This window comes from Stenotrophomonas sp. AG209 (assembly GCF_003550055.1).
Classification (GTDB): domain Bacteria; phylum Pseudomonadota; class Gammaproteobacteria; order Xanthomonadales; family Xanthomonadaceae; genus Stenotrophomonas.
Window position 1 is genome coordinate 1,680,262 of the sequence record NZ_QXDB01000001.1, and the last position, 18,746, is coordinate 1,699,007.

Here is an 18,746-nt window from a genome sequence, read left to right on the forward strand (position 1 = left end):
GTGCTATCCCCAGTAAACGATCATTGATCTTCAAGCGAGAGCGTTGCCGGCCGTTCCAACCAGCCACCCGCGCCATCCGGCACCAGTTCAATCAGCTCCACGCGGTCTTCGAAGACCGCCGTGACCCGCCCGTCGCTCTGCCCCAGGTAACCACCCGGGCGAACCCGGTAGGTGACCTTGTCCGGCCCCATCACCAGCGCCACGGTGCCTGCACCGGTGCCGATGGTGCCGACCATGTCCAGCGCATCCAGCGGGAAGCCTTCCAACGGCTCCTTGCGCCGGTTCGGGTCCGGTCGCAATCCGCCATTCCCCTGCTGCGGATTGGTCCAGGCATCGGTGAACGGATCGCGCATGCCCTGCGCGGAGTATTCAAAGGTCTCGAACTGCTGCATCACCGGCAGCGGCTCCAGCGGCTGCGCCGGTCGCGCACGCTCGCCTTCCACCCACTTCTCAAGGTTAGGTGCGTCGCCAGGCGTGCTGGTCACGCCACGGCCGCAACCGGCCAGCAGCAGCACAGCCAGCACCATCGCACCACGTACGGTCTGCGCGCGCATCACTTCTTGCCCTCCTTGCCAGCGTCGGCCGCCTGCTGCGCCTGCACCTCGGTCTCGTCCAGGTAGCGGTAGGTCTTGACCGTACCGGACAGTTCCAGTGCACCGCTGCGGACGTTGCCGCCGGTCTTTTCCTTGGGCTTGAGGTTGATGTCATGCATGGTCAGGATCACCACCCGCGGCAACGAGGCCACGCCACTGACGAACGCGCCGAACTGGTGGTAACTGCCCACCATGCGCAGCTTGATCGGCTTCTCGGCGTAGAACTCCTTGATCTGCTCCTGCTCCGGCTCGAACAGCTCGTTGGTCAGGCCGCTGGACAGCGCGGTCTGCGAGATGTCGATGATCAGGTCGGGCATTTCGGTCTTGCTCGGCAGCTGCCGCAGCATCTGCTGCAGCACCTGCTCCATCTGCGCCAGCTGCTGCTTCAGCGGCCCCAGGTTCACCGCGCGTTCCTGCTGCTTGGTGAACTCGGTGCGCAGCTCGACTTCCTTCGATTCCAGGCCGGCCAGTTCCTCGCGCTTGCCGCTGATCAGCAGCATCCACGCCACGAACATGATGACCAGTGCCAGCAACGAGCAGAAGACGATCTTGGCCTTCTGCGGCCAGTTGCCGATGTCGTTGAAATCCAGGTTCTTGATGTCGATCTTCTGGCTCATGCGCGGTCCCCCTGCAGCAGCGCATTGAAGGCCTGCGGCGGCTGCGCCAAGCGGCTGCCCTCAGGCTTCGGGGCAGGTGCCGGGGCCGGCGCGGCGGCCGGTGCGGCCGGCTGGTTGGGCTTGGCCGGAGTGGTCGGAGTGGCCGACGGTGCAGCGGCCGGTGCGGCGGGAGCCGCTGCCGGCTGGCCCGCTGCCGGAGCCGCAGGCGTCGCGGTATCCGGACCTGCGGCCAACGGAGCCACCGGTGCCGGAGCAGCCGTCGCCACCGAGCCATCGGCGTTCAGGCCCGGCGTCGCCGAAACCTCTTCGCTCTGTGCCGGCAGCTTCACCTTGACCACGAACACGTAGGGCAGCGCCTTGATGTCGGCCAGCGGGCCGGCCTTGCCGTCCTTGTCCTTCTCCGGGTCACGCGCTTCGATGATCGACAGCTCCGGGTTGGTCATCCAGCCGGAGGTCTCAAGGTTGCGCATGTAGGCCGAAACGCGGGCGTTGGACTGGGTGCGGCCTTCCAGCGTCAGCACATCCCCTTCCTGCTTCAGCGCAGTCAGCACCACGCCGTCGGGGATGGTGCGCACCAGCGCGTCGAACAGGTGGACCATCTGCGAGCGCTTGGCCTGCAGTTCCTCGATCACCTTCTTGCGGGCCAGCAGGCGTTCCTTCTGCGCGTCGAGACGATCGATCTCCTTGTTCTGTTCCTTGACCTTCTCGATCTCGGCTTCCAGATAGGCGTTGCGGTCCATCTGGCCGCTCACCTGGCGGTCGTAATAGAACCAGATCATCAGCGACAGCAGCAGGCCACCGACAGCGGCCATGCCCAGCATTGCGTAGAACTCGCGCTGGCGTTGCTTGCGCCGCTCGGCGCGCCAGGGCAATAGATTGATGCGTGCCATCAGTCGAAGCTCCTCAGCGCCAGACCGGTCGCGATCATCAGCGCGGGGGCATCCTGGGCCAACGCATGCGCGTTCACCTTCGGCCCCAGGGTCATCTGCGCCAGCGGGTTGGCGACCACGGTCGGCACGCCCAGCTGTTCCTCGACCATCTCCGGCAGGCCACCGAGCACGGCGCAGCCGCCGGCCAGCACGATGTGATCGACGCGGTTGAATTCGCTGCCTGCATAGAAGAACTGCAGCAGGCGGCTGATCTGCTGGACCGTGGCTTCCTTGAACGGCTCCAGCACTTCCATCTCGTAGCTTTCCGGCAGGCCGCCCTGGCGCTTGGCCAGCCCGGCTTCCTCGTAGCTCAGGCCGTAGCGGCGCATGATCTCGTCGGTCAGCTGCTTGCCACCGAACACCTGCTCACGGCTGTAGAGGCTACGGCCGCCGCGCAGGACATTGAGGGTGGTCATGGTGGCGCCGATGTCGACCAGCGCGACCACGCCGTCGATGGACACCGGCAGCTCGCTGGCGACCAGAGCGTAGGCGTTCTCGACCGCGAAGGCCTCCACGTCCATCACCTTGGCCTGCAGGCCACCGAGTTCCAGCGCGGACTGGCGCAGCTCGACATTCTCCGAACGCGACGCGGCCAGCAGCACCTGGACCATCTCCGGGTTGTTCGGGATCGACCCGATCACCTCGAAGTCCAGGTTCACTTCCTCGATCGGATACGGAATGTAGTTGACCGCTTCCAGCTCGATCTGGGCTTCCATGTCGTTTTCGTCGAGATCGGCCGGCATCGGGATCACCTTGGTGATCACCGCCGACCCCGCGACGGCGGCAGCGGCCAACTTGGCCTTGCTGCCTGAACGGTTCATCGCCCGGCGGATGGCCTCACCCACGGCCTCCACTTCAACGATGTTCTTCTCCACCACCGCATTCGGCGGAAGAGGTTCCACAGCGTAATGTTCCACGCGGAAACGATTGCCGCTGCGGGACAGCTGCAAAAGCTTTACCGCAGTCGAACTGATGTCGACGCCAACAAGCGGCGACTGACTTTTTGGGATGAGCCCCACGGTTTCTCCCCTGCCGACGGGCACTTGGACGCAAGAGCTGCGTCCGCGCATTAATAACGTATTCTTAGCAAATGGCAACCGCCCTGCTGTGAAATCCCTCACGGATTCACGATGCAGCCCCTGGCAATTCCCCTTGCGCTCCCCGGTGCCGACCCCAGCCGCCACCTTGCGTAATCTATACTCTGCGACCACGAAATTCGCAATCGGAATCTGAACCCGATGACTCGACTCCGCCGCTGGCTGCGCTGGATCTTCCTGATTGTCCTGGTCCTGGCGCTGATCGGCGCGGCCGCCGTGGGCGGTCTGTACTATGCCGTTTCCTCCAAGCTTCCCGACGTGCAGACCCTGCGCGACGTGGAAATGCAGGAGCCGATGTACGTCTATGCTGCCGACGGCAAGCTGATGGCGGTGTTCGGCGAGACCCGGCGTACCCCGATCACCATGAAGGACGTGCCGGAAAAGCTGAAGCAGGCCTTCCTGGCGACCGAGGACGCCCGCTTCTACGAGCACGGCGGCGTGGACTACATGGGCATCGGCCGTGCGGTCTGGCTGCTGGCCACCACCAACGACAAGCGCGTGCCGGGTGGTTCCACCATCACCCAGCAGGTCGCCCGCCAGTTCTTCCTCAGTTCCGAGTACAGCTACACCCGCAAGCTGGCCGAGATCCTGCTGGCGCGGAAGATCGAGTCCGAGCTGAGCAAGGACGAGATCTTCGAGCTGTACCTGAACAAGAGTTTCTTCGGCAACCGCGCCTACGGCGTGGCCGCTGCCGCCGAGTTCTATTACGGCAAGAAGCTGAACGAGCTGGACCTGGACGAGATGGCCTCGCTGGCCGGCATCCCCAAGTTCCCCTCGTCGGGCAACCCGATCTCCAACCCGGAACGTGCCCGCCAGCGCCGCGACAACTACGTGCTGCAGCGCATGGCCGACCTGAAGTTCGTCAGCCAGGCCGAGGCCGACGCGGCCAAGGCCGTGCCGATGCACGCCACCGCGCATGAGCCGCCGGTGCAGGTCGATGCGCCCTACGTGGCCGAGCTGGTCCGCCAGGAAATGATCGCCCGCTTCGGCGGCGACGTGGTCAACAAGGGTTATCACGTCACCACCACGATCGACTCCACCCTGCAGACCGCCGCGAACCAGTCGGTGCGCGACGGCCTCCTGCTGTACGACCACCGCCACGGCTGGCACGGCGTGGAGAAGCAGGTGCAGCTGGGTGCCGGTGACGACACCGCCGCCCTCGCCGAGCACCTGCGTGGCATGTTCGGCCAGGCCGGCCTGCTGCCGGCGATCGTCGCCAGCACCGGTGCCGACGGCAGCGCTACTGTGGTGCTGGCCAACCGTACCGAGATCGTGCTGCCGGCCGGTGCCGCCAAGTGGACCAACAAGACCCCGGGCAAGCTGGTGCAGCGCGGTGACATCGTGCGCGTGCGCGCCGGCGCCAAGGAAGGTGAGTGGCTGCTGGACCAGATTCCGCGTGGCCAGTCGGCACTGGTCTCGCTGGATGCCCACAACGGCGCGTTGAAGGCGCTGGTGGGTGGCTTCAGCTTCTCCGGCAACAAGTTCAACCGCGCCACCCAGGCCCGTCGCCAGCCGGGTTCGAGCTTCAAGCCGTTCGTGTACGCAGCCGCCTTCGACAAGGGCTACAACCCGGCCTCGATCGTGCTCGACGCCCCGGTCGTGTTCCGCGACCGCCGCGGCAAGACCTGGGCCCCGCAGAACGACGGCGGTGGTTTCCGCGGCCCGATGCGCCTGCGCGAAGCGCTGGTGCAGTCGCGCAACCTGGTCTCGGTGCGCCTGCTCGATGGCATGGGCGTGGACTACGCGCGCAAGTACATCAGCGAATTTGGCTTTGCCGAATCGGAGCTGCCGCCGAACCTGTCGATGTCGCTGGGCACCGCCTCGCTGACCCCGCTGTCAGTGGCGCGTGGCTACGCCGTGTTCGCCAATGGCGGTTCGCGCGTGGATACCTGGCTGATCGACCAGGTCAACGACCGCGACGGCAACCTGGTGTTCAAGGAAAACCCGGCACTGGCCTGCCGCGACTGCGCCGGCAGCAGCGACCAGCCGGTCAACCAGGTGGTGGACGGCTTCAACTTCGGCGCCCCGGCCCCGAAGGTGGACCCGGCCGCCGCGGCCAAGGCCGAAGCCAAGGTCGAAACCCCGGCGGCACCGGCCAACCCGGATGCCCGCACCGCCCCGCGCGCGATCGATGCCCGCACTGCCTACCAGCTGGTGTCGATGATGCGCGACGTGGTCCAGCGCGGTACCGGCGTCCAGGCCAAGGTGCTCGGCCGCGAGGACGTGGGCGGCAAGACCGGCTCCACCAACGACCACCGCGACGCCTGGTTCTCCGGCTTCGGCGGCCCGTACGTGACCACCGTGTGGGTGGGCCGCGACGACTTCCGCTCGCTGGGTTACCGCGAATACGGTGGCAAGGCCGCCCTGCCGATCTGGATCGACTACATGCGCACCGCGCTGAAGGACACCCCGATCGCGCAGAACGACCCGCCCAGCGGCATGGTCCAGGCCACCCTCAACGGCGCGACCGAGTGGGTGAAGGTGGAAGACATGGATCGCCTGACCGACTACGACCTGAACCTCAATACGCCGCAGGCCGACGCCGCCGCGTTCGATATCTTCTGAGGAACGGTTTGATGGGTGCCAACCGTCGGTTGGCGCCAACGCGGCTCTGGTAGCTGCCAACCTTGGTTGGCGCCTCGTGCCGACCAAGGTCGGCACCTACCGAAGCGTTGGTGGGTGCCAACCGTGGGTTGGCATCGACGCTGCCCCTGGTAGCCGCCAACCTTGATTGGCGCCCCGTGCCGACCAAGGTCGGCACCCACCAAAGCGGTTGCATCCGCCATACCCACGCAGATGTCACATCCGTGCGCTAGTCTGTAGCCAGGTCGCAACAGGGAGTCATCGCATGCATCGCGCCCGTCAGCATGCTGCCAGCCAGACCCGCGAGCGGCGCCACCGCCTCGCCCACGAAGCCGCCCGCCTGATGGCCGAAGGCGGCATCCGCGACTACCACCAGGCCAAGTTGAAGGCCGCCAGCCGGCTCGGCATCCACGATGATGCCTCCCTGCCCCGCAATACCGAGATCGAGGACGCCCTGCGCGAGTACCAGCGGCTGTTCTCCGGGCCCCAGCATGGCAACGAACTGCAGCGCCGCCGCGAAGCCGCGATGCGCGCGCTGGAGTTCCTGCACGGCTTCGCGCCGCGCCTGGCCGGTCCCGTGCTGGATGGCACCGCCGACGCCAACAGCCCCGTGCAGCTGCACCTGCACAGCGACGACCCGGAGGCCGTGCACCGCTTCCTGGACGAACACGGCATTCCCGCCGAGTCGCGGACGCGTCGCCTGCGCATGGACCGCGAGCGCTGCCTGGACGTGCCGGTGTGGGTATTCAGTGCCGAAGAGCTGACCTTCGACCTGGCGGTGTTGCCGTACGACGCCCTGCGCCAGGCGCCGCTGTCACCGGTGGATGAGAAGCCGATGCGGCGCGCGTCCGTGGCGCAGCTGCGGCAGGTGCTGGCCGAGGCGGAGATCACCGCGTACATCGGCGGGTGACGGTAGCGCCGTTCTTTTGGTGGGTGCGGACCGTTGGTCCGCACGGTGCTTCAGGCGTCCGGATACCTGACCGAAGAGCAGTCGAGCATGGCTCTTGCCTTTGGTAGGTGCGGACCGCTGGTCCGCACGGTGTTTCAGGTGTCCGGATGTCTGGCCGGAGGGCAGTCGAGCGCGAATCATGCCCTGGGCCCGGCGGCAGGTTCCGCGCGCATGGCGATGCGTTCATCAGGAGTGCGCCCACAGATCCTTCGGCGCGGCTCGACTCTACTGGTGCGCGCGCTTGCGCTGCCTACCGGAGCTCATGGGGCTCCTTTGCATCGCCAGTCAGCAAGCGTGCCAGCCACGGCGCACCCGCGCGCCGTGGGTACTCCACCATCATCCGGGCGTGCATGTCCTGCAGATCAGCCAACAGCCAGGTCTGGTTGTAGACGTCGCCGAACGTGTCGGACCAGGCCGTCTGTATCCGCGCGCGCTCCCCCCCGTTGAGGTTGGGCATCCTGTCCAGCGGTACCTCCAGCACCGGCGCCAGCGCCTCGTTGATGGCCGTGTTTTCCGCCTGCGCTGCGCGGAGCAGTGACAGCCGATGCTTCAGCTGCCAGCACGGGTACGGGAAGCAGCTTCCCGTGGCCTCGATGTACGCCGCCATGTCGGCCAGCATATGGGCTTTCAGCTGCCACACCATCCCACTGTCCAGCAGCTCCCGTACCCGCATCGTGCGCAGCGTACCGGCCCGGACTTCTTCCGGCGTGGTGAACGGCTCGCCGGGTGTGGTGCCGCCATGCTGCACCAGCACGATGCGATGGATCGCCTCGCCGGTGATGTTCTCCACGCGCAGCGCTGCCACCTCCGGGTGCACGCGCGGCGGCGGGACGCTCACCACCCGCCAGTGGTACCAGAGCACCAGCACCATGCCGGTCAGGCACAGCAGGGTGAACAGCACCCAGCTGTCCAGATTGCGGGTGTAGTAGAAGTACCGCGCCCGCCACAGATAGAACGTGCGGTAGCTGATGAATCTGCTTACCCAACCATACATTGCCATCTCCTCGGCAAGGACCCCGGCGCGACGGGGTGGATTACGCGCGTCACGCCAGGGCTCCATGGCTTACCAGCCGATGCCCACACCCACGCCCATGCTGCGCTCACCGCTGTTGGTGAACGCCCCATTGAGGCTGAAGGTGGCTGAGCCCTTCTCGTTGAGCACACGCTGGTAGCCCACCGCCATGGCCGACTCACCCTCGCTGTAACCCACGCCCGCACCGAGGCGGTTGTAGGTGGCCAGGCCGGCAGTGTTCATCGCCATCGCCGTCTGTGCACTGCTCATCGCCGCCATGCGGTTGAAGCGCTTGTCCATCTTGTCCAGGCGGCGCTCGAAGTTGCTGATCGCTCCATCGGTGTACTCGTTGGCGCGAGCCAGCATCTTCTCCAGCTCGGCGGTGTCCACCTGCGGCTTGGGTGAGTCGTCCTTGTTGGCCTTCGGCTGCGGTGTGGGCTTGTCACCCTCGCCTACCGAGGCGACCTGCTGGGAGTCCTTGCCTTCCGGTACCACAGGGGTGTCTTCGGCCTGTGGCTTCGGTACCGAGGACGACGCCAGTGCACGCGGCGGCGGGGCATCGTCGATGCGCTGCTCCAGCCCATCCATGCGGCCGTTGAGCTGCTGCTGCATCGAATGCAGCTGGCCACCGTTGACCGCATCACGGCTTCCTGGCGCCACTCGGCCGTCGGCAAGATTGGTCAGCACCATGCCGTTCACGCCATTCAGCGCGATCTGGCTCATGCCGTCGGCACGGGCCGAGGGTGAATCCTGGAAGATCGAGCTGAGCTGACTTTCTACCTTGTCTGCACGGCGGCCGGCGGTGATGACGGCGCCATCGAGTGCCATCAGCGCATCTTCGACAGTGTTCTGCGTTCCGCCCTGCACCGCGTAGGTCGGGGCGATGATGCTTCCGTTGCCGTCCAGACCGGCACCGCCGCCAAGGGTGGCGAGGGAATCCTTGAGCTGGGAGACAGTGGTGGCATTGTGGTCGGCGGTGCCTCGAGCAACGTTCACTAGGCGGCGATAAGCAGTTGCACTTCCAAATGATGCAACTCCAGCCTCATTGGCTTGCGAGCCTTCACCAATCGCCAGTGAGCCATCTGCCCCTTTCCCAACCTTGGCTCCAGCGCCAATCGCAACCCCTCCCCTCGCACCACCTTCCGCAATGCCAACCTCGGCCCCAACCCCGAGGGCGAAGCCATTTTCGGAACCTTCATGCACGGTTGAAGCACGCCCAACTGCCACCGAATTCCTGCCCAGTGACTTCGCGTGCGTTCCCACTGCGGTCCCACCTTCGCTCCCCGTTTTAGCCGAATTACCTAAGGCAACGCCAACTGGCCCGGCATCAGCACGTTCGCTGGAGGGGGCCACACCAATACTCACAAATTGACTTACGCCCTCCAGAGCCAATACTCGCGAATTGGTTGAGTACAGCTGCTTCCCAGACACAGCTTCATTGCTGCTTGCGTTCAACAATCCATCCGCCACACCACTAATCTTCCTATTGGCATTGACGCTGTTGCGCACATCCAACGTCGTACCGCTGTTCTTCTCACCCAGACGCACGCTGCCAGACGCAGACACCTGCGCCACCAGCCCGCCCAGCACTGCTGTCTCGGCCAGCGCCTTGGCTGCATCCGTCTTTGCCGCGGCAGCTTCCGCTCCCGCAGACTTGGCAATGCCCTCCACCATCGCCACCTTGTCATTGGTGGCATTGAGCTGCCTACCATTGACGGCCTCATAGCTGCTGGCGCTGACCACTCCATCAGCCACGCCAGTCAGCTTCCGATTCACGCTTGCGCTGTTGCGCACATCCAGAACGGTGCCGCTGTTCTTCTCACCGATCCGGACATTACCGCTGGCACTGCCCTGGCTGAGCAGCCCGTTGAGTGTTCCCACCTGGGTCAGAGCGGTGTTCGCAGTAGTCTTGGCTGCGCTGGCGTCACTCAGTGCGGTGCTGACGTTGCTGTTGGTGGCATTGAGCTGCCGGCCCGTCACCGCATCGGTGCTGGTGCTGGACAACGCAGCATCGACAACACCGGTGATCTTGCGGCTCGCATTGGCGCTGTTCCGCACGTCCAGTACGGTGCCGCTGTTTTTCTCGCCCAGCCGGACATTGCCCGAGGCAGAGGTCTGGCTCAGAAGCCCGGAGAGAGTGTTGGCTTTGGTCAGCGCACTGTCTGCATTGGTCTTCGCGGTGTCAGCAACGGATCGGGCGGTCGTGACATTGCTGTTGGTAGCATTGAGCTGCTTGCCAGATACGGCCTCAGTGCTTGTGGCACTGAGCACGGCATCTGCCACGCCCGTAATCTTGCGGCTGGCGTTTGCATTGTTGCGGACGTCCAGTACGGTGCCGCTATTGCTTGCACCCACACGGACGTTGCCCGAGGCGGACGCCTGACTCAGCAGCCCAGTGAGCGTGTTGGCTTTCGACAACGCACTATCCGCGTTGACCTTCGCGGAGTCAGCGACGGATCGTGCGGCCGTGAGGTTGCTGTTGGTGGCGTTGAGCTGCTTGCCCGAAACGGCCTCAGTGCTTGTGGCGCTGAGCGTGGCATCAGCCACGCCGGTGATCTTGCGGTTGGCGTTAGCGCTGTTGCGGACGTCCAGAACGGCACCGCTGTTGCCGCCGCCCAGGCGGACATTCCCAGACGTGGATGCTTGGCTCAGTAGTCCACCCAGCGTGTTCGCCTTGCTCAGCGCGCTGTCGGCATTGGTCCTCGCCGTATTGGCCGTAATCTGGGCCGTACTTGCGGTTGAGTAGGCCGAATTCGCAGTATTCCTCACCGAGCTAACGGCTTGATTGGTTTCGTATAGCTGCCCACCGGTTACCGCATCAGAGCTTCCATATGAAGTATTGCCTGCGGCGACATTCACGATCTTTCGCTTTGTAGTGCTGTTCCCCACCGAGACGGTATAGCTACTATCGGCAACAGAATTGGCACCGATAGCAATCGAATTGGACGAACTAGCGTAGGAGCCGCTGCCAATCGCCACTGAATTGGTTTGCATGGCGAGTGCGTTGTTACCCAGCGCAGTAGCGCCGATCCCGCTCGTCTGGGCCCGAGCACCAATCGCTGTACTGTAGCCATTGCCTATCACGGCATTGTAGCCAACCGCAGTATTGTATTCACCGCTGGTACTTATCGCGCTTCCGTAACCCACGGAGTAGTTCCCTCGTAGCGAAGAGCGAGAACCAAGGACCAGCATGTGGTTTCCACTTATAGTCGAATCGCGATAGTTGGTATCGGAAACAATGGCGAGCTGAAGGTATTGTGAGGACATCTGTGCTGAAAGCGGCGAGACGGACATAGTGCCGAGCGCGCTAGAGAAAGGAACGGCTACGCTGACGATATCCTTGGCTTCCGTGTTACGGAGGCCTAGTGATTTCGCGTATTCCCGCTATTCCACCTGTTCCTGCACCTCACTGGCAGCAACGCCCGCTGGCACCAGACCAATCACCGACAGCACAATCAACCCATGCGCGGTGGCTCGACCACTCGCCCGTTTTCCGCGCGCAGAACTCAGTTCACTACCAACCACCCAGCATTGCTTGGCGTGATTCCAGATACGACGATAGATGTGATTCATTTTTTTCCTTAACAGGACAAGGGAAATGAAGCCCCGCGCTTGCGCGGGGCGATGAAGGTCAGGCGCTTGGCGCCAGGGTCGTTACGTGATCGCGATAGCTGTCGTTCGACAGTCGGTACTGCAGCTGCAGGGTGCTGCCCGGCTGGAGTTGGAACGGCAAGGTCAGCGCAGCGTCGGGGTAGAGACTTCTGGACAACTCAAGCGGCGTGCACACGCCACCGGCGTTGCACTCGGCAGCACCGGTGATGCCCACACGCAGCGTGCCGGTGTTGCGCAGGGTGTTGCCCTGCAGTTGCAGATCCACGCTGCCTTTGGCGGGCACTACGTTCACCAGCGCGCCCCAGACCAGGCTGACGCCGACGTTGGCCTGCGCCGCCTGCTCATCGCCTTCCAGGATCGTGCCGTCAGGGCCCTTCACGCCCTCGAAGTAGATGCGGTAGGCCGCCTCTTTCTCCACCGTCTGCAGCGGAATCACCCGGATCAGGCGATTGCCACCACCGCTGAGTGCGAACTTGCCAGGCGTGATGGCAATCGCCGCATCGGCAGCTTCCACTTCGATCTCTTCCTCACCCGGCTGTGCCGGATTGTCGATACGCAGCAGCCGCGCCTGCACGTACTGCGGTTGGGTGGATTGCGAGTACACGCGAATCTTCGTGCCGTGCTTGGCGTCCACCGCTGCACGCATCGGATGAATGGACAGATTGGCCTGTGCCGGCGGGGCCAGCAGTGCGCTCAACGGCAACAGGCAGAACAGCAGCTTCTTCATGATGGGCCTCGGTGGGGATCAGGGTTTGGCGGTCGGCACGCGCAGCTCTACCGTCAGCCCGCCCTCGTACAGACCTGGGCGCTTGCTGGCGATGGGCGTGGGCGGTGTTTCCAGCGTCAGTGGCGTGGGCACGCAGTACACGGGTTGGCTGATGCCGGGCAGCAGCACCATGCGCAGCTGTGCGCTGTCGATGCCGCGCAGCAGCTGTTCCTCACCGTGCTTCATGGCCAGCAGGTTGCCGCCGTAGTTCAGGCCGACCTGGTAGTCGAGGCGCTGGGTATCGTCGCTGCCGCCGTCCTGATGCCAGACCGCGAAGTCACGCCCAGGCGGTGGGCGTGGCCCGCTGTCGCGCACGGTGACGCCGAGGAACTCGCTCTGCGAACCCACGCCGTCGTACAGGCACATGTCCACGTCCTTGCGCCCGGCGACGACCTTGCGGATGGGGTCGTAGCGCAGGTCCATATTGACCAGGGGTGCAACGCCGTCGAAACCGGGGAAGTAAATCGAAATGGCGTCGTAGTCGGTGACGGTGAAGTCGAAGTTGAAGACGGCGGTGGCTGCCGGAGCTGCGGCTGGGTCGGCTTTGATGTTCAGGCGCATCGTTGCCTTCCAGTGGCCTGCAACGAGTCTGGAAAGCTCGGTTGCTGGGAGCTCCAGATGCACCCCTGTGCCAACTGGCTGACCCGAACTGCATATGTACCAAAAGGACGCATTCAACTGCCTTCTGAGTGTGTCCCAGTAGTCGACAGCGCAAATCCAATCCGACATGACTCTCTGCAAATATCCCTGAGCCCGAAGTTCACTGCGCAGGCCAGTCCTCTGCTCCACGAACAGCAGATCGACATTGCTACTACCAAGCGACACTCCCGGCTCACCATCGACAGGGCACTTCCCAAACTCACTATCAGAAGCAGACCCACAAACCACATGGATCTGCCCATACTTCATCGCCAGGTCGTGACTGAATCCCAACACCGTCCGCGGCGCCCAAAGCTCCACATCACCCGGCATCGCCGAGCGATCCCAGGTCATCACGATGTCCCGGCTCTGATCCACCGGATGCGTCTCCGGCGGCCACTGCGCCCACGCCCTCGGCGCCAGCACGACCAGCGCACACACCAGCATCAACACCAACAACACACGCCGGTTCATGGCGTTCCTCCTGCAGCAGCGGTCTGGGGCGTGGCGGCAATCAACGCGCGTTCCTGCAGCAGGCGGGTCACGCGGGCCTGCTGGCGGATCTCCGCCGGCAGCTGGGCCACGGCCAGCGGCTCGCAATGCACCGCGCCGACCAGCAGCACCACCTGGCGGCGCTCGCGCACCTGCAGCGGGCAATGCAGCAGGCGGTCGTCCTGCAGCAGGTACAGCGTTGATTCGCGACGCGGGAAATCGGCGACGAAGCCGCCGTTGGCGCTGGTGCCGGGCACCGGCGCATTGAGAATGCGGGCGCCACCCAGCGGCGCTCCGGCAAGATCCTTGGCGTTGCCGATGAAGGTGTAGGTCACCTCGATCGGCACCGGCATGCGCATCAGCCGCCCAGGACTGAGGAACATCGGCCGTGCGCCACCCACGCCGGTCACGCGGATGGCGGCGATGCTGTCCAGCGTGCTGGCGTCCTGTACTTCGGCGCGGTGCGACTGATACGACGACAGCGGCAGCAACCGGCGCTCACCAATCTGCAGGCGTTGCCTGCGCAAGCCGCCCACCTGCAGTTCGGCCGCCACGCCACGCAGGTCGACGTCGTCGGTGTCGGCCACCTGCACGGCCAGGCCGGCGTCGGCGCCGTTGCTGCCGCTCCAATAGAAACCGCGCTTGCCCAGTGCGAAGCCGGAGCTGTGCATGCCGCTGTAGGCGGTCTCGCTGCGGCCACGCTGCTGGTAGTGCGCCAGCGTGGCGCCACTCTGGCCGAGGCTGTTCTGAAGCTGGCCGCTGAGCGTGGCGCTGTAGCGGTCACTGTTGTTGGCGCGCAGTTCGGCCGACAGCTCGCGGTACTGCGCATCCACGTCCTGGCGCAGGCTGTGGCCGACGCTGTAGTTGATGTCCGGGCGCTGGTGCTGCGGCTGGCGCACGTCCACGCTGTAGCGGCGCTGGCCGCTGCCGGCGGTGCCGCGCGGCAGGCGGGTCAGACTCAGGTTGAAGTAGATGCCACGATCGCGCTGGTCACTGCCGCGCAGGCTGTCGCTGGCGCGCTGCTGCCACACGCCCACGCGGGTGGAGACACTGAAATCCTGCCAGCGATGGCTGCGGCTGAAGCTGGCCTGCCAGGTACGACTGAGCTGCGGCTCGCGGCGCGGTTGCCATGGCGGCCGCGGTGGCAGCAGCGGGTCCAGCCCCGCCAGCGGATCGTCTTCTGCGCCCGGCAGGATGCGTCCTGCGCGCCAGGTCTGGCGCCGCGTGTAGCCCACATAGGCACTGCCACCAGCCAGCGGCAGCGCCATCGAAGCGCTGAGCGAGTTGGTGCAGCCCAGCTGGTCGCGGGCGTCGGCCTCGAACTGGCAGGCCTTGCCGCGCATGCGCTGCTGGTAGATGTTCCAGGACGCGGTGCGGCGGTACGACAGCTGGTGCTGCTGGCCGGTGCTGCCATCGTTGCCGCGCATGCCGCCGAAACTGGCGCGCAGTTCCTGGGTGGCGTACACGCGGCGCAGGTCCACGCGCAGCTCGCCGTAGCGGAAGCCGCCGAGGTCGGCGGCGCCGGCCACCATCGCCACGTCGCGGCCCAGCGGCACGCGCATGCCGGCCACGGCCACGCGTTCGCCATCGAAGCGGTCACTGCGGCGCTCGTTGCGCTTGCCGCCCTGCACGAACCATTGCCACTGGCTGTTGGTCCAGTCCCCGCCCTTGTCGAATGGCGCATCTTCGCTGCGCACCAGCACGCCGTCTTCGTAGATGCGCAGGGTGATGGTGTAGTTGCCGAACGGGAAGTTACGGGTGTCGATCTGGTTGATGCCGGCCTGCAGGTAGGAGGTCTGCAGCAGCCGCGTGCCGTCGTAGGCATCCACGCGTGCATCGCGCGCCAGCAGCACGGTCAGCGGCGTGGCCTGCACGGCGGCGTCGGAATCGACATAGGCCTGTGTGGTGCCCACGCGCAGGCCCTGCAGGCGGTCCAGCGGCAGCATGCTGAAACTGAAAGTGCCGCCCTGCGGGCTGGACAGGTTGCGGCGGTCCATGCGCCCGGCCTGCAGGTAGTGCGCCTGCCCCAGGTCATGGCGGTAATAGACGTTGTCGAACTGGAACGCGCTGTCACTGCCGCGGCTGCGATAGCGCTGCTGGTTGAAGTTCCATTCGGCGGAAACATGCCCGCGATCGAACAGGCCCAGCACGCCGGTGCCACGCGCGGACAGCGTCTGGTAGTCGCGGCTGCCACTCACATTGATCACCTGCTGGTGCAGGAACGCGTTTTCGGCGTTGGCGCTGACGGTGTGGAAGCGCTCGGCGGCCGGCTTGCCGGGAATCCACTGGCGGGCAACGAACAGGCGCACTGCGCCCTCGCCTTCGTCGTACAGCGCGCGCACGGCGGCGGGGTCTTCCGGCGGATCGAGATAGCCGCAGCCGGCGGTGGCGCCACCGAAGCGGCAGGCCAGATGGCTGTTGCGCGGCATGGGCTGCGACAACGCGGGCAGCAGTGCGGCCTGCGCCTCGGCCGGGAGGTCGAGCGACTGCAGCACGCTTGCTGGATCTTCCAGCTGCACGTGGTCCAGGGTCACGCGCACCGGCGACAGCCCGGCCGAGCGGCCGAACAGCTGGATATCGAGTTGCTCGGTCTGGCCTTCGACCAGATCCTCGAAGCCGGGCGGGACGCCGCGCGCGGCCACCAGCGGCGTTGCCAGCGCCAGGGCGAGCGCGACCGCCAGCCGGGTGACGGCGGGGGCGTGTGATGTCATGGGGGTACCGCGGGTAAGGCAGCCGGCCCGGCGTACGGGCCGGCGCGGGAATTACGGCGTGGTGGCCTTCTGGTTCAACACGATGTTGACGACGCCGGTATACGCACCCTTGGTGGCGATCGGGGCCGGGGTGGTCTGTGAGATGACCAGCGGCATCGAGATCGACGCACCCGGGGTGGAGCCGGCACCGGTGAACAGATCGGCTGCAGCGTACTCAATCGGGGTGAGGCCCAGATCGCGACCGTTGAGGCTGACCGTCATCGGCACGGTGACCTTGCCGTCACCATTGGCGAGCACGAATGCGCCGCCGATCTTGGCTTCGATATCGGCGTCCTGATCGTTGGTATGGATGCGAACGCGCTGAGTGTCCGGAATCAGGCCGCGCATCGGGTCATGAGTCAGAGTGATCAGATCGGGCAGCGCGCTGCCATCATCACGCAGCAGGGCCAGGGTCGGGTCGACGTCGGCGTAGACGGAGATCTTGGTTTCCACGGCGTGCGCGGACAGCGAAGCCGTGGCCAGCGCTGCAGCGAGCGCGGCCTTCTTGATAGTGGCGTGCATGGGTTGTCTCTCTCGGACAAGGGGGAATATGAAAGCTCCCCTCCCCAAGGAGAAAAGGGAGGGAAGCGCCGCCCGCGGGGATGGGTGCGGGCGACGGAGAGAATGTTAGAAATCCCTTGCTGTGCAGGCCATTCAAGCTTTCCTAAAACATTGAACGTTAAGGAGAATCCTTGAAGGCGTTCAATGTTTGAGGGTTATGCAATTTCCCTCATCCGGTAAATGCAAAAAACCTCATTGCTTTGCTTTTGTAGAGTCGAGCCGTGCTCGACTGCGGTTCGCGCTGCATGCGTGAGTCGAGCATGGCTCGACTCTACATGTCGCAATTGCGAGCGATCCTCAACCGGCGGGCGCCACGGTGACGTGATCAACATCAATGTCGGTCGGCTTGAACCGATGCGTGTCGACCTTGCCACGCAGCTCGACCACGGTATCGGCACCGATGGCCTGCGGCGGCAGGTCTTCGTCGTCGATCTCCACTTCGATCTGGCCACTGGCGTCGCGGAACTGGTAACGCTCGTGGCCAAGCTTGGCAACCAGGGTGCCTCGCAGCACCACCGGGTGGTCGTCGCGCTGGGCGCGCGCATCGGCGACGGTACTTGCAGCGCTTCCTGCACCTGGACCGGTGTACTGCGCGAAGGCCTGTGGGCTCAGCAGGGCCAACGGCGTGGCGATGAGGGCAATGGCAAGCAGTCGGTTCATGGTGTTCTCCATGGCTGAGTAAGTGCCCTCAGGTTCTATCGCCTCGGATGTGATGCCTATGAAATAGATCCGAAAAGATGTGAAAGCGACACTCAGTGTCAGAATTCGTTCAGATCCTGAAGCAAGGTTTTGTAGAGTCGAGCCTGTGCTCGGCTGCTGTCCGCGCTGCGCACGGGAGTCGAGCACCGCTCGACTCTACAAATAGCCATCCACGCATGCGCGTGGACCTCGTATTGGCGCGCGATCAGAAGAAGATCGCGTACAGGATCAGCAGCGGGATCGGCACGCCCAACAACCAGAGCAGAATCATTTTCATGGCAGGTCTCCTTACATGGAACGGGGGTTACAGGTCGCGACGGCGGCCGCCCCAGGTGGCGCTGAGGCTGGCGAAGAACGCGCCGATCAGCAGCGTGATGAACAGCCACAGCGCGGCATATGCTGCTGCCTTGCGGGCGTCGTCGGCCGCCTGCTTGGCTGTGTTCTTGGTCTTCTCCAGCGCAGCACGCATGCGCGTCTGCACATCGGTCACGCGCGCCTGCGCTTCGGCCTGACTCATGCCGGTCTCGCGCGCGATCAGCTGGGACAGGTACTGGGTGTCGGCCGGATCCAGGCCATCTCCCTGCAGACTGTTGACGATGATGCGATTCACCTCGGCACGCACTTCGCGACGATCACCCATCGGGCCATTGCCGGGCGTCGGACGCGGCGGTGCGGCCATGCGCGTGTCCCGCGGGCCGACGCTTGCCGCCGGCGGCGGCGGGGCGGCATTCGGATCCATCGGTGCACCCGGCGGCGGCACTGCAGGATCAGACGGCCCTGCGCTGGTGGCGCTGCGGAACAGCGAGTCCACCCAGTAGTTGAGGTCGCCTTCCGGCGCAGCCGCCGCAACGCTACCGGCGCCCGCTGCGGCGACGCCGGCGGTGGATACTGCAGCACCAGCCGTGGCACCTGCCACCTTCGCGCCCGTGCCCAGCACCCCACCGATGGCCGACGTGAGCAGACCGGCGGTGAGCAGCGTGGCCACCGCCCACGACACGAAGCCATGCGCGGTATCGCGGAAGTAGGTTTCATCGCCGTGGATCTGCGTCCACTTGGTACGCAGGCGACCGGCCAGATAGCCCCCCAGACCCGAAGCCGCCAGCGCGGTGAAGGTGAGCCAGATGATGCTGGACCAACCGAAGGTTTCCTTGCTGACGCCTTCGAACGACCACGGCGACACTGAGGAGAGCCCCAGGCCCACGCCGAGAATCAGCAGGATGAGGGAGAGTGCAGCGGCGGCGGCGGCACCGGCGAAGATCGCGCCCCAGGACACGGCGCTTTCGCTGGGAGGGGCGACGACAGGGGCGGTGACAACAGTGGCGACGTCTGGGCCGAGCGGGCCGCGCTCGGGTGGGTCGAATCGGGTACTCATGGGACGGACGCTCCGGATCAGATGCTGCGGATGCAGCTGGCGTCCTGAGGCTGCGCGAGCGCTTGTGAAGCTGGC

General features: G+C 65.2%; 15 protein-coding genes. 2 read left to right on the forward strand and 13 right to left on the reverse strand.

The features are described from left to right. Nucleotides 1–20: 20 nt before the first annotated feature. From DFO63_RS07840 to DFO63_RS07855, 4 genes are read right to left on the reverse strand one after another with little or no spacing between them, the layout of a single operon-like run. Nucleotides 21–554: a pilus assembly protein PilP gene (locus DFO63_RS07840; RefSeq protein ID WP_005418914.1), complete on the reverse strand. Its 534-nt coding sequence runs from the start codon at nt 552–554 to the stop codon at nt 21–23. Beyond that, on the reverse strand, nt 554–1,210 hold the full coding sequence (gene pilO, locus DFO63_RS07845; RefSeq protein WP_005418916.1) for a type 4a pilus biogenesis protein PilO: 657 nt from the start codon (nt 1,208–1,210) through the stop codon (nt 554–556). Before pilO ends, DFO63_RS07840 begins: the two co-directional genes overlap by 1 nt. Continuing rightward, a complete protein-coding gene (locus DFO63_RS07850; RefSeq protein ID WP_049442716.1) occupies nt 1,207–2,100 on the reverse strand; it encodes a PilN domain-containing protein in 894 nt (297 codons plus the stop codon). The genes pilO and DFO63_RS07850 overlap by 4 nt, the downstream gene beginning before the upstream one ends. Further along, on the reverse strand, nt 2,100–3,158 hold the full coding sequence (locus DFO63_RS07855; protein ID WP_014038321.1) for a pilus assembly protein PilM: 1,059 nt from the start codon (nt 3,156–3,158) through the stop codon (nt 2,100–2,102). Before DFO63_RS07855 ends, DFO63_RS07850 begins: the two co-directional genes overlap by 1 nt. Before the next feature lie 219 nt (nt 3,159–3,377). On the opposite strand from DFO63_RS07855, the gene DFO63_RS07860 reads away from it, so the two are divergent. Together DFO63_RS07860 and DFO63_RS07865 are read left to right on the forward strand one after the other, a co-directional pair. Next, on the forward strand, nt 3,378–5,801 hold the full coding sequence (locus DFO63_RS07860; protein ID WP_119006729.1) for a penicillin-binding protein 1A: 2,424 nt from the start codon (nt 3,378–3,380) through the stop codon (nt 5,799–5,801). 283 nt (nt 5,802–6,084) lie between these two features. Beyond that, on the forward strand, nt 6,085–6,729 hold the full coding sequence (locus tag DFO63_RS07865; protein ID WP_012511978.1) for a hypothetical protein: 645 nt from the start codon (nt 6,085–6,087) through the stop codon (nt 6,727–6,729). A gap of 289 nt (nt 6,730–7,018) precedes the next feature. On the opposite strand, the gene DFO63_RS07870 is transcribed toward DFO63_RS07865, so the two are convergent. The 9 genes from DFO63_RS07870 to DFO63_RS07905 form a co-directional block, all read right to left on the reverse strand. Then, a complete protein-coding gene (locus DFO63_RS07870; RefSeq protein ID WP_119006730.1) occupies nt 7,019–7,762 on the reverse strand; it encodes a hypothetical protein in 744 nt (247 codons plus the stop codon). A 69-nt stretch (nt 7,763–7,831) separates the two neighbouring features. Continuing rightward, on the reverse strand, nt 7,832–10,774 hold the full coding sequence (locus DFO63_RS07875) for a YadA-like family protein (protein ID WP_259337408.1): 2,943 nt from the start codon (nt 10,772–10,774) through the stop codon (nt 7,832–7,834). A 390-nt stretch (nt 10,775–11,164) separates the two neighbouring features. Further along, nucleotides 11,165–11,353, reverse strand: coding sequence for an ESPR domain-containing protein (locus DFO63_RS22325; protein ID WP_259337409.1), 189 nt, complete (start codon nt 11,351–11,353; stop codon nt 11,165–11,167). A 58-nt stretch (nt 11,354–11,411) separates the two neighbouring features. Beyond that, nucleotides 11,412–12,119, reverse strand: a complete 708-nt coding sequence (locus DFO63_RS07880) for a pilus assembly protein (RefSeq protein ID WP_119006731.1) — start codon at nt 12,117–12,119, stop codon at nt 11,412–11,414. A gap of 18 nt (nt 12,120–12,137) precedes the next feature. Next, on the reverse strand, nt 12,138–13,271 hold the full coding sequence (locus tag DFO63_RS07885) for a CfaE/CblD family pilus tip adhesin (protein WP_119006732.1): 1,134 nt from the start codon (nt 13,269–13,271) through the stop codon (nt 12,138–12,140). Continuing rightward, nucleotides 13,268–16,000, reverse strand: a complete 2,733-nt coding sequence (locus DFO63_RS07890) for a TcfC E-set like domain-containing protein (RefSeq protein ID WP_119006733.1) — start codon at nt 15,998–16,000, stop codon at nt 13,268–13,270. The genes DFO63_RS07885 and DFO63_RS07890 overlap by 4 nt, the downstream gene beginning before the upstream one ends. A gap of 51 nt (nt 16,001–16,051) precedes the next feature. Beyond that, complete coding sequence (locus DFO63_RS07895; RefSeq protein WP_101766015.1) at nt 16,052–16,561, reverse strand: CS1 type fimbrial major subunit; 510 nt, start codon at nt 16,559–16,561, stop codon at nt 16,052–16,054. Between the two features lie 336 nt (nt 16,562–16,897). Beyond that, complete coding sequence (locus DFO63_RS07900; RefSeq protein ID WP_101766016.1) at nt 16,898–17,260, reverse strand: NirD/YgiW/YdeI family stress tolerance protein; 363 nt, start codon at nt 17,258–17,260, stop codon at nt 16,898–16,900. A 343-nt stretch (nt 17,261–17,603) separates the two neighbouring features. Next, nucleotides 17,604–18,671 carry a hypothetical protein gene (locus DFO63_RS07905; RefSeq protein WP_119006734.1) on the reverse strand — a complete coding sequence of 356 codons (1,068 nt, stop codon included), beginning with the start codon at nt 18,669–18,671 and terminating at the stop codon, nt 17,604–17,606. Between the last annotated feature and the right edge of the window lie 75 nt (nt 18,672–18,746).